Genomic DNA, 13,709 nt, shown 5'->3' with positions numbered 1-13,709 from the left:
CGGCACACCGCGCGGCCCCCCGCTGCCGCGTGGCCGCGCTCGTCTCGTAGCGTGCTGCGCGCCCGCGCGCCGGCCGCGTCGCGGCGCTACGAAACAGCGGCGATCCGGCCGCAACCCGTGTCCCTACACTCGTCGGATCGCGTCGCGGCGCGCATTACACGGTTCAGGGGAGACGAGCATGCTGTCGATCGACGGAATGGGAATGGGCGTCAACTGGCAGCGCTTCCTGTCGGAAACGCTGAACCCGGTCGTCGCGCCGCCGCCCCCGCCGAAACAGGACGACTCGCAATCCGGCCCCGCGAACCCCGCCAATTCCGCCATCACGCCCCCGATCCCGGTACAGGCGGACCTCGGGACCGACCCGTCGAAGCCGACCAATGCCGAGATCGCGTCCGCGACGTCGTTGATTCAGAGCATGGCCGCGCAGTACGCGCCGCCGCCGCCCGACATTACGGTCGAGAACGAAAAGACGAGCGCGGTACAGAAAGCGATCCAGGACGCGCAGACGCAATACGACAACGCATCGCAATCGCTGCAGGGCGCGCAGAACGTGCTGCGCCTCGTGAACCACGATCCCGAGTCGACGCCCGACGACCGCAAGGCCGCGCAGGATAACTACGCAAAGGCGCGCTCGGCCTCGGACGCCGCGCAGCGCGAGCTGAACGTGACCACCGACGCCGGCTACATGATCCTGTACGGCGAACAGGCGACAAACGACATGCCCGCGGGCATGGTGCAGTCGGATACCGGCGAAGTGACGAATCCGGGCGATGCGCAGAATCTCGCCACGCAGAAGCTCGCCGCACTGCAGGCGCTGTTCCCCGACTACCCGCACGATCCGAACGACACGAACTGGGCGCCGCAGGCGAGCGATTGCAAGAACCCCGTCCAGATCCGTGCGTACGACGACTGGCAGAACGCCGACGCGCAAGCCGCGGCAGGCGCGTCGAAATATTACGCGGACGTCGCGAACTCGAATCTCGCGTACACGCAATTCCAGTCGTACCTCGCCGATCCCGACTACAAGGCGGCGGTCGACGCCGGCGTCAGCCGGCTGAACGACGCGCTCGCGCAGCAGGGCCTTCAGGTGTCGACGCCGGATGCGCCGGCCTCCGCGGACGCCGCGCAGCAGGCCGTTACGGCAGCCGCGAAGGACGCGAACTACGCAAATGCCGCGCTCGCGGCGGCGAACGACAACGTGACGCTCGCGCAAGCACAGCAGCAATCCGATGCGGACAACGGCAAGGAGGGGCCGACGGTCATCGTGCCCGGCGCGATCGCGAAGGACAAGACCACGCTCGAACACGCGCAGACCAAGGCAGGCACCAGCAGCAGCTATCTGCAGATGCTGTACACGCAACAGCAGGTCGATACGTTGCAGGCCAACTTCCACGGCAAACATACGCCGATCGACAACGATCCCAGCGACCCGTACACGCAGCTTCAACTCGCGAAGCAGCAGGCGAGCATCGCGCACGACTCGTTCGTCGTCGCATATGGCGCATCGCTCGCGCAGCAGTACGATGACCAGGCTGCCCAGATCGAAGCGACCGTGAAACCGCCGCCGTTGTGCCGCGTGCAGCCGAACGTGCTGAATCCGGCGTTTTCGCCGTCGCCGTGGAACCCGAGCCTGAGCGGCACACCCGCGAACGGCGCGGCGAATCTGCCCGGCGCGGCAGCACCGTTCTCGTCACCGCTCTCGACGGCGAACCCGACCGCAAGCGGCGTCCCGAATGTCGACACGCCGTGGCTGAACACGGCGCCGTTCCTGACAGGCGCTCTCCCGCCCCAGCCGAAGGATGCGACGGCGAGTGCCGCGGCCCCCACCGGCCCGACGCTGCTCGATGCAAAACGCCTGCGCGTCGCCGCGGGCGCGATCAGCGCGGCCGACAATCGCCTGTCGGATTCGGTCAACGAACGCGCGACCAACGCAGCGCTCGCCCAGGCGCGCACCCAGCAAGCGCAGAAGCACGACACGCTGACGACGGTTCAGCAGCAATACGACGGCTGGCAGGCATCGCATCCGGCGCCGGCGCGTTTCCGGCACCTTGCGGACGGCGACATCCTGCCGGCCTATACGCCGCTGCTGCCGAACCCGTACCAGAGCCAGCTCGATCAGGCGAAGCTGGATGTGCAGAATGCCGACAACACGGTGCAACGGCTGCATCTGATGAGCGAGTCGGCGCACCAGCAAGTGCTGATGGACCAGTTCGACGCCGGCCTCGACGAGCGGTTGCGCTACGCGACGGATGGCTCGGACGCCTATGACGACTACAAGAAGGCCCTGCACGATTTCTACGAGGCGCACCGCGGCGACCTGTCGAACACGCTGCTCGACGCAGCGGGCGCGAGCACCGGCAACGGCGCGACGATCGACTTCGGCAAGCTGAGCGACACGCAACAGCGCAACCTGATCGGCGTCGCACTCGGCATGCAGCCGGACGTCGCCGGCGCTTCGTCGTCGAGCACCACCGTCGCCACCGATACGCAGGTGCACTTCACCGACAAGGACAAGCTGTCGGCGATCAACGGCGTGCGCGACGCGCTGCTGAAGATCGGCGGCGGGCAGGACACGCAAATCAGCGTGCTGCCGATCGTTTATGCCGCGAAGGACACCGGCATGCAGACGACCGCGCTCTTCAAGGTCACGGACAAGAACGGCGGTACGCAGTTCGTGGACGAGACGGCCGGTACGTACAGCGACATCAACGATTACATCAACAACAACCAGTTGTCGTCGGACGGCACGGTCGACATCGTGACCGGCCACAACGCGGACGGCTCGCTGCAGATCATGTCGCACGCCGCGCACCACGAAAGCGGTTTCGACAGCTTCCTCAGCAACCTGACGGGCACCAAGGTCAATCTCGGCATGCTGATCGGCGGGATGGTGCTCGAAGGCATCGGCGGCGTGCTCGACGCGACGGTGCTCGGCCTGCCGCTCGGCGCGGCGCTGAACGTCGCCGGCGCCGCCATGACCTACACGTCGATCGCCGCGACGATGACGAGCTCGGCGCTCGACCTCGCGAATCGCGCCGAGCACGGCCACAGCATCAATCCGCTCAGCGACGCGGGCGCGCGCTCGGACTTCATCAACCTGGTGCCGATGGGGGCGGCCGGCGCCGCGAAGCTCGTCGGCAGCAAGCTTTTCACGCGTACCGTCACGGCGCTCACGCGCACACCGAAAGTCGCGTCGATCCTGAACGGCACCATGAAGGTCACCGCGTTCACGACAGGTCTGGCCGGCGCGAGCGAGTCCTTCGTCGAGGCCGGTGCCGATTACTTGAGCGGCAATGCCAAGGCAGGCAACCGGGCGCTCGTGGGCGGCTTCACGAACCTCGCGCTGATGGCCGCAGGCGGACTCAAGGAGCGCGCGGTCACGAGCGTCGTCAATCGCACGGGCAAGCCGTTCGCCGCGCGCACGCCTGACGGCGAGGTCGTCACCGTCGACGGCCAGACGATCGGGCAACTGCTGAACAAGGGCGACAACGCGTCGCTTGCCGTCGGCCGCAATCGTGCGACATTCGATGGCGAGCGCGTCACGGTCTCGCGCGACGGCACGCTGATGGTCGGCGACAAGATACTGACTTACGACGACAAACCGATTCGCGTGCTCGACAACACGTCGCGCAAGGCGTTGCCGCCGGGCGACTCGGTGGTGCTCGGCGAGGACGGCAAGCTGTCGCTCGTGTCCGCTTCCGACAAGAACTGGACCAACGGCACGCGCGTCGACTCGCTGACCGACACCGGCGAAAGCCTGTCGTTCGGCCCCGGCGGGCGGATGAACACGACGCCGAAAATCCTGGCGAAAACCCCGCTCGACCTGCTCGACAACGTACTGCAGCAGGCTCGCGACGCATACGCCGACGCGAGCGGCGGCGAGCAGGCGCCACGCAGCCTCGCGCAGACGGCGGCGCAGGACGAAACGGCAAGCGCCGCCACCGACGCGCGCAGCACGCGGCGAGCGAGCGAGGACCGCGCGCGCGTCGACGAGCAGCGCAACGAAAGCGCGGCCGAGCACACGACGAACGCGAGCACCAACCGGCGCAGCGCCGATGCAAGCGCGATGCGGTACCGCCCGGTCGAACCCGACATGCCGGCCGGCGCCGGCAATCGTGCGGCGCCTGACGGCGCGCCGGCGCGCGTCAACGTCAGCGTCGTCGACCTCACCGACGAGCCGAGCGCCGCGCGCCCGGCGACGTCCGACCCGGCCGGCATCGCGGTGCCGCGCGGGCCGAGCGTGGAACCGATGGAGATCGGCGACCGCACGGTTTATATCGTCCGCGACGGCGCGCGGCCGGACGCACCCTCACCCGCCGGCCTCCGTCCGCAGGACCTCGAGGAACCCATCATCGTCGTCGCCGGCGAGCACGACGCGCAACTCGCGCCCGAGCTGGCGAACCGGTGGCAGAAACCCGTCTATGCGGCCGCGCCCGATGCATTCGGCGCCGATGGCCAGTTGCACGCCAACGCGCGCGTGCTCCGCTTCGATCCGGCGCCGGAAGCCGCCGAGGCCACCGGCGGCCTCGGCGGCCTGCCCGGCGACGCCGCGCCCGACGAAGCGCCGCATGCAACGCCGCCACGCAATGCGGGCGACGACACGCTGATCGTGCTCGCCGGCAAGCGCGGCCCGAACGATCCCGCGGTGCCCCGCCCCGCCGCGACGCCGCAGCCGGTGAAGGCGCTTGACGGCCGCTTCAGCGCGCCGAACCGGATTCTCGTGCTGGTCAAACCAGAACGCACCGATGCACCCGAGCGGGTACCCGCCCGCGACGAGACGACATCGGATCAACCCGTCGCCGAAACCCCCGCCCGCGCGGACGGCGCGAAGGCGCGGCCCGCCGCGGCGAACGACGCCGCGGAGCCGTCCGATCCCGGTCTCGCGGCGCCGCACCCCGAGATCACCGAAGCCGCATCGCCCGACGCGGCTGCGCCGATCCCCGGCTGGTTCACGCGGATGCAGATTCGCGTCGGCGGCGCGCCATTGCCCGAGGCCGCGCAAGCGCTCGCGATGCAGTCGGCGACGCTCGCCACGCAACTACGCATGCTGAACGACGCCGGCTGGCGCGTAAAGCTCGGCAAGCGCGGCGGCGGCAGCGGCAGCGGCATCGATACGAAGCGCAGGCGCGTAACGATCGACGGCGCGCTCGAGCATCCGGGCAGCATCACGTACACGCTCGCGAACGAGGCGCGGCAAGCGGTGGAGGCGATGGCCGGCGCGCTGAATCTCGACTACGGCGATCGCAGCCGCTTCACGCGCAAGGCGCTCGAAGCGGAGGCGCGCGCGCAGATCAACGCGTTCGAGGCACGCTATGAAATCGCGTTCTCGAGCGGCGTCGACATCGCCGAACACGCGCATTTGCCGGATGCGATCGCGCGGGAGGGCGTCGACTGGCACGGCCCGTCGAACGATTACGCCGGGACGGTCGAGCGGCTCGCCGACATATTCGCCGATGCACCGGTATCCGGCCGCGACGAGCAGACCTATCGCGAGTTCTACGACGATGTGTGGGCACGCCAGAAGCGCAAGGGCGGCATCCCGCGCCACATGCCCGCGCCGCGTATGCAAGCAGCCGACGCAGGCAAGGACGGCACCGCGCCGCGCGGACTGCAACACCCCGACGATCGCACCGCGTGGAGCCATGCGCACGCGGTACTCGCGTCGCCGTTCGGCGACGGCCACCCGGTTCCCGACGCGGCCGAACTGCAGGCGAACCGCGGCGGGCACTTCTCGACGTCGCCCGCCCACAACCTGCTCGTGCTGCACGCGGACACGCAGCCGGACGGCACCCTGCTCGCCGACGGCAAGCCGGTCGGCGCGCACGAATACACGATCTCGATGGCGCCGTGGAGCCTGGTCAAGGACGCCGACGCGATCGTGCTGTCCGCGCAGCACGGCGGCTACGAAACCGCCGCGCGGCTCGCGAATCTGTGGCAACGCTCCGTCTACGCGCCGCCCGCGCATGCGATCGGCGACCATGCGGCGCTGCTCGACACGCGCGTCTTCCACCGCTTCGACCCGGCGCCCGTGGCGCCGCACAACCTCGGCGCGCTCGCCGCCGACGCCGAAGGCGTCCATCTCGAAGGCGACCCGGGCACGCGAATCGACGTCGAACGCCACGTCGGCGAACTGCTCGGCACAGGCGCCCGCAAGACCGTGTTCGCGCTCGGCGACGACGCCGCGCTCGCCACCATCGATCACGGCCCGACACCCACGGAACCCTTGCAGGCGCGCTCGACCAGCGACGCGCAAGGCACGGCCGACAAGCCGCTCACCTTCGAAGAGCAGCTCGCGGTCGACGAGCGGCTCGCGCTCGAGGAACTCGACCGACTCGGCGTGCGCACGGTCAAGATGGACGGGCCGTTCCGCGCGCTCGGCGATCGGCCAACCGTGCTGTATCGTCCGCTCGGCGTATTCCACAGCGACGAGTTTGCGACAGGCGCGCTGCCGCCCGCCATAGCGGTCACCGCGATCCAGAACGTGGTGAAGCTGCGCGAAGTGCTCGAGCAATCCGACATCGGCTTCGACGTGCAGGGGATCTTCACATCCACGGGCGACTTCCTGGTCAGCGATCCCGGTCGGATCGTCCACAATTACGCGGCGCACGTCGTGTCGCTCTCCCGTCTCGCGGACATCGAGAACGGGATCATGCGCTGGCTCCAGGCGAATTCGCTCGAGCCCACGCAACCGGAACCCGCCGAAACGCTGCCGCCCGATGCGTTCGCGCAAAAGCCTTCGCCGATCACGCGCGTGCGGATGCGCATCGGCGGCGCGCCGCTGCCCGACGAGGTCAGCGCGCTCGCCCAGCAGTCAGGCACGCTCGCCGCGCAATTGCGCATGCTCGAGACCAACGGCTGGCGCGTGCGCGTCGGCAAGCGCGGCGGCGGCAGCCGGATCGATACGAAGCGCAGGCGCGTGACGATCGACGGCGCGATGGCCGGCCCCGGATCGATGACGTACGTGCTCGCGCACGAGACCAAGCATGCGATCGAGGCGATCAACGGTTCGCTCGGGCTCGACTACAGCGGCCGGGGCCGCTTCACGCGCACGGCGCTCGAAGCCGAGGCACGCGCGCAGATCAATGCGTTCGAAACACGCTACGAGATCGCAATGGCAAGCGGCATCGACATCGCCGCGAACGTGCGGCTGCCGGACGCGCTGCAGCGTGAAGCGGATGCCTGGCAGCCGGCGCGCGGCGATGACGGCGCTGTTGCGCGGCTCGCCGATGCGTTCGCCGATGCGCCGGTGTCGGGCGCCGGCGGCAAGACCTATGCCGCGTACTACGGCGACGCATACGACCGCCGCCCGGCACGGGGCGCGCGTGCCATGCCGGCGCCGGAGATGCACGACGCGCGCGGCGACACGGGCGATGGGCCGCACACGATGCGCGAGATCCAGGCGCAGCGCGCGGCGTGGTCGCAGGCGAACGCCGAGCGCAACGCGTCGCCGTTCGGCGCCGGCGGTCCGCCGCCGTTCGACACGCTGTCGTTCCTGCGTGACGGCCGCGTCCTGATCGATCCGCACCAGCGTCTCGCCATCGTGCCCGCCGAGACGCTGCACGACGGCACGCTGCTCGGCCCCGACGGGCGACCGGTCGATCCACACACGTTCACGCTGCTCAATCCGCCTCCATCCGACACGGGCTATACGACGATCCTGTCGGCGCGGCATGCGAACGAAGGCGCTGCCGCCCAGCTCGCGAACCTGTGGCAACGCGCGATCTACACCGCGCATCCGGATGCGGTCGGCGACGCCCGCGCGCTGACCGACCTGTCCGCGATGAACCGCTATGTGCCGGCCGCCTATCACCAGCCGTCGCTCGGCGAGCTGTCGGTCAACCCCGTACACGGCGATCTCTACATCGACGGCGATCCCGCACGACGCGCCGATCCGGCGGACTTCCTCGGGCCGGTGCTCGGCTCGGGCGCCTACAAGACCGTGTTCGACGGCGGAGCCGGACAGGCGATCGGCGTGTTCCGCGACGACTCGATCGCGGGCCTCGTCGACGCGTACGAAGCGGTCGGCCTCGAGCAGGACGGGCTCGCGATGCTGCGCGACGTCTACGAGCTGCCGACCAGCACCACCGACGGGCCGTTCACGGTCGCGAACCGCGTCGGCGTCGTGCTGAAGCCGTCCGCGCAGATCAGCAGCGTCGACGTCGAGTTCGACATCGGCCTGCCGCGCGTGGTATCGAGCACCGGTCTTGCCGATCTCGGACGGATTCGCCGCGTCACGCAGACTCATCATCTGCTGTACGACTTCCAGGTGCTGTTCGGCCGCAACGGCGACGTGATGCTGCACGATCCCGGCGAAGTGATGCCCGGCGCCGACCCGGACGGCAGCGTGCTCACGCGAATCGACGACGTCGCCGCGAAAATCCACTACGGGATCGCGACCAACCGTATCCGGCTCGCGCACCCCGCGTTCGACGAGGCCGGCGCGTATGCGCCGCGGCGCGGCGTGATCGAGCGCGTCGTCACGGCCTTCCGCGGCGTCGTGCTGAAGATGCAGGCGCACGCGCTCGCGTCGCTTTCGCCGACGCTGCGCGAACAGATGCGGCTCGGGCGCGACACCGGCTGGAAGGTGAAGCTCGGTGCGCCCGGCAGCGGCCAATACGTGGACGCGGCGCAGCGCGTGATCGTTCTCGACGGCAACACGCGCCGCGCCGGCACGCTGGTGTTCGCACTCGCGCACGAGGCGCAGCACAGCGTCGAGATCGCGACCGACACCCTCGGCGTCGATCGCAGCAGCCCCGCCGCGTACTTGAAAAGCCTGCTGCGCGCCGAAGCGCGCGCGCAAGTCAACGCGTCTCGCGTGCGCGGCGAAATCCTCGCCGCGGGCGGCCCCGACATCGCCGCGCACGTACAACTGCCGGAAGCGCTTGCACGCGCGGCGGAGCACGCGTTGGCGAGCGGCGATCCGGCCGCGCTCGACGCACTCGCCGACACGTTCGGCGAAATGCACACGTCGCTGCCGGGCAAGCCGACCTATCGCGCGCTGTACGGCGAGCAGGCCCATGCCGATCTCGCCGGCGAAGCCGTGCCGGCCAGGCTCGCGGCGCCGGCGGGCGGCCGCGCACGGCGCGGCCAGCATGCGCTCGACAGCGCGAAGATGACACGTGCGCGCGCCTGGCTCGACGATCGCGACATGCGCACGCTCAAACGCGTCGAAGGCACACATGCGCCATCGCTGCGCGCACTCGTGCGGCAAACCGGCGTCGATACCGACCTGCTGATCACGCGCGCCGGCAAGGTGACGCCCAATGCGGCGCCCGAATTCGTCGCTACCGCGCGGATCAACGCGAACGGCGCGATCACGTCGCCGAAGTTCGTCCGCAACGCGCTGACACCGGACGAACGGCAATCGCTCGTCGCCGCGCTCGACCCCGCGAAGGATGCGGCGGATCCCGAGCAGGCCGCGGCCGCTCGCCGAGCCTTCGCGTTCCATGCGTCGCCGGTGTCGCTCACGGAACTGCGGGCGCTGGGCGGGGTGTCGAAGATCGAGCCCGTTCCCGACGGCAAGACGGTCGAATTCACGCAACCCGGCCGCGTCAAGGCCGAGTACATCGAAGCGATCGACGCGCTCGATAACACGAAGCAATACCGGAATGCGCACCAGGCGATCGGCGCGGCCGGCGCATCGGGCACGATCTACGCGGTCGACCGGGCAAGCGGCGAAATTCGCGGCCATGCCAGCTACGACGACGCGAAGGGCGTCTGGCAATACCAGGAAAACGCACCGCTTGCGAAGACCCGTGTTGCCGAACGGCCGCTCTCCGACGCGTACCCGCGGCGCGCGCACGTGCGCATGCGGCCGCACGGCAAATCGCACGGTGTGCCGCTCACGCGTGCGCGCCGGCGCGGCATGTCGTTCGTCGTCAGCGACATCGACCCGGCGACGCTCAAGCGGATCGGCAATCGCTTCGACCCGGTCAAGCCGCCGAAAGCCGACAAGCCCGACAAGCCCGACAAGCTGCCGCGGCCCGGCCTGCGCTATCTCGGCCACCTGGGAATCACGAAAACGCTGAACGCGCCGCGCCGCGCCGCGCTGCTGACGCGCAACCGCGCCGCGGCGATGCTTGGCCGCGGTCAAACGGGCGCCGCCCTGCCCGCTGGCGGCACGCACGCGCCGGCCGCGACTACCGGGCTGTTCGAGAAAAACGTGCTGCCCCCGGACAAACACGCGGCGCTCGATTACAGCGGCCACAACGCCGTGCACCTGCTCAGCGCCGCCGAATTCGGCGCACTCGAAGCGGGTCGGCATCACATCTACGTCTACGACACGACCGACCCGCTGACCTACCGGCTCGACGCACCGGACGGCATACTCGTGCCGGACGCGAACGGCAAGCTGACGTGGCACGGCGACTGGCGCAACCCGACCGGCACGGGTGTGCCGCTCGAGTCGTCGCCGATCGGGAAAGGCCCGTACGGTGCCAACATGCACCTGCTGCTCACCGGGCTGACACCCGACGAACTGGCCGCGCATGCGCGCGGCACGCGCCTCGCGGCGCTGGAACGGCGCGTCGCGTACCTGGAATCGATAGAACAGAGCAAGTCGCCCGGCGTGCTCGCGTCGCTGCGCAAGTGGGCGACCGAGCAAGCGCGCGAAGCACGCGACGCAAGACGGGCGCTCAAGAAGGAGATCAAGGCTGCCAACAAGCAAGCCAAGGGCCAGGGCCAGCCCGCGCCCGTCTACCCGGAGCTCAAGGTCAAGCCTTACCAGCCGTCGCTCGTCAGCACCACGCAAGTCGAATGGAAACGCCTGTATGGCGACGGTGACGTGTCCGGCCTGTTTGCGCATCTGGAGCGGATCGACGCGCTCGCGAAGCGTGAACGCGACCCGCGCCTCGCACCGCTCGAACTGACCGACGCGCCGCACGATGCGGCGCCGCCTGCGATGATGGCCGATGCCGCCGCGTGGCGGGGCACGGGCATGCCGCTGTACGTGGCGCGCGACTGGTCGGGCGGCGGTGCGCGCTATGCGCCGGTGCCGTTCTGGAAGCGCGCGCAGCGCGGCCTCAGCACGGCCGCGGCCACCGATCGCGCGCTGCGGCGTGCGTTCCTCAGGTCCGGCGATGCATTCCGCAACCGCGTCGTGCCGATGAGCCGCGCGTACCGGCTGTCCGACGATCCGGCGCCGTTCGTCAAGCAGATCGTTCGCAACGGCGGTGTCATGCCGGTCGTGACGATCCCTGTCGATCCGCACACGCTCAACGCCACGCGCGGCTCGAAGCACGACCCGGATTTCGTGCACGACGTGAAATCGATCGGCGATCAGAAGAAAGCGAAGATCGACTACTGGGACGAGACGATCACCGGCGAGAACGGCAACACCGTGCACCTCGACGACCTGACCCAAGCGAATCTGCATCGCTGGCTCGACGCGGCGTCGCAAGCGGGTTTCCTGCTGCGCCTGGAAATGGCGCCCGCGCGCGCGCTGATTTCGTCCGAGGACAACCGGCATCAGGCCGGCACCAACGACGGTTACCAGGACCACGCGCGCCTTGGCACGCTGCTCGAATCGTGGGCCTCCGAGCACGAAGGCCACCCCGCCCCGCACGTGATGGTGACGTTCCACGGTTGGGACACGGTGCCGGAGCCGGTACCGGGCGCGGGCCACCTGGAGCTCGTCGACTCGCTGCTCGACCGGCCGACGCTGCAATGGGTGCATGTCGGCCTGTCGTACGCGACGCACGGCGCCGACTTCATCGCGAATCAGGAGCTGACGACCGCGCTGGCCACGATGCTCGTCGATCGCGCGCAGGCGGAAGCCGCCAAGCCGGGCGGCACGAAACCGAACGACAGCAAGCTCGCGCGGCTGCACGGCTCGGATGCGCTGACGCGCGTGTTCGAGCGTGTCGATCGCAAGACGCTGGCTGATCAGCACCAGATGCTGCTGGCCGAAATCGAGCGCATCGGCCGCGCCAAGGGGCTGGCACCCGACGCGATCGCGGCATTGCGCGGGCAGCTTTACGAAGGCAACACGACGCGACTTCTGAATCGCGCGCGTTACGCGACGTCGACGTTTGCGACCAAAACCTGGCAGCAACACAAGGAAGTCGAGCCCGCGCTGGACGATCCAGCGCGCATGTTTACCGACAACTGGCTGAGCACCGTCGGCGCGAAGCTGCACACGCCGCAACAGGACACGACGCTCGTGGACGGCCAGGCCATCGCGGCGGGGCTCCCATCGTGGCGCGAAGTCGTCCGGCAGCCGGCGCTGATCGTCGACGACTCGCTGCCGGTCAGCGACAGCCGGCTCGTCAGCGCGCAGGCCGCCGAGCACGTCAAGGCGGACGACCCGCAAGCCGCCTATGCGGAACTGAATGCGCTGCGCCTGCAGCAGGTGGAACGCTCGTGGTCGCTGCTCAACTGGAGGAACGTGCTGTCCGGGCTGGTCGGCGTCGGCGCAGGCATCGCGGTACACCACATCGGCCTGACGCCGACCGACTACAAACAGGCGGCCAACACGACGTTCGTCGGCGTGCGGACTGGCCGCCTCGTGCAGGCGTTGCACCAGGACACGCTGCGCGCGCTGCAAAGCGGCGATCCACGGCTTTTCAACCACGTGATCGACCGCTTCATGAGCGGGCTGAACAATCAGTTGTCGGCGCACCGGATGCACGAGGCGCAACGTCGCGAGGCGCTGACGCGACTGGCGGACGAGGGCCGTGCGAAGATCAATCTGCAGCTCGAGCTGCATCGCAGGCAGCAGCTGCCCGCCGACAAGACGGTCGAGTACACGAAGCTGATTGCGAACGACATGGTCCAGCAGATGCAAGGGGTGCTGGCCGGCACGTCGATCCAGCAGCTCCATCACGGCAATCCGCGCCGCTTCCTCGGCAAGGTCGGCCGCACGGCGGCGATCGCCGGCTACGCGAGCCTCGGCGAGCTGTCGCTGCACACGCTGCTTCAGGATCCGTCACTGGTGCCGTTCCTCGGCACCACGGGTGCGCTGCTCGGCCTCACCTATACGGGGCTCGTGCAGGCGAGCGCGTTCACGCACCTGAGCATCGAGCGGCGCAGCCGCGTCGTGCGCTTCATCGACACGGCGTCCGACCTCGCCAGCATCGCGGGCGGCTACATCGGGCCGTTCGTCGGCTCGGCGCCGACGATCCACGCGAACCTGCCGATGGCGATCTCGTCGCTGAGCTCCGCGACGTTGCTCACGCTCGCACGCGCCGACACCCATTTCCCGAACCTGACGAAGCGTGTCACCGGCAAGATGCCGACCATCCTGCTGCTCGCGCCGATCGGGATCTACGTCGGCAACTGGCTCTATACGGCATTCGGTGGCAGCGGCAGCGGCGGTAAGTCGTCGTCGACCGGTTCGACGCATCCGGGCGGCTCGACGCATCCGGGCGGCCCGCCGGCGGGGCCGCCGTCAGGCACGCATGCGCATCTGGCGCCGACGACCCAGCCGGCCCCGTCGCAGACGCCGAACCCGTCGAGCACGCCAAGTGCACCGAGCGCGCAGCCCTACATCGTCGTCGCCGGCGATTCGCTGTGGGTCATCGCCGACCAGCATCGCCAGTCGCTGCTCGACGCCGCGCACGTGTCACGCGCCGACCAGCAGGCGATGACGCGCGGCGAGCAGGATGCGCGCGCGCTGAACGAGATCCTGCAGCTCAATCCGGCGGCCGCCGGAAATCCGGGCGGCCTCGCGATCGGCACGCCGCTGAACGTCGGCTGACGACGTTCAGCCC

Annotated in this window: 1 protein-coding gene; it reads left to right on the top strand. The window is 69.4% G+C overall.

Annotated elements, in window-relative coordinates; translation table 11 throughout:
- Positions 1-178: 178 nt before the first annotated feature.
- Positions 179-13,696: an LWXIA domain-containing protein gene (locus H3H55_RS21380; RefSeq protein WP_193100103.1), complete on the top strand. Its 13,518-nt coding sequence runs from the start codon at positions 179-181 to the stop codon at positions 13,694-13,696.
- Positions 13,697-13,709: the final 13 nt, after the last annotated feature.

Source organism: Burkholderia sp. Z1 (genome assembly GCF_014893795.1).
GTDB lineage: Bacteria > Pseudomonadota > Gammaproteobacteria > Burkholderiales > Burkholderiaceae > Burkholderia > Burkholderia theae.
Note: the sequence above shows the minus strand (reverse complement) of the source record. Positions and strands in the feature narration are given on the sequence as shown.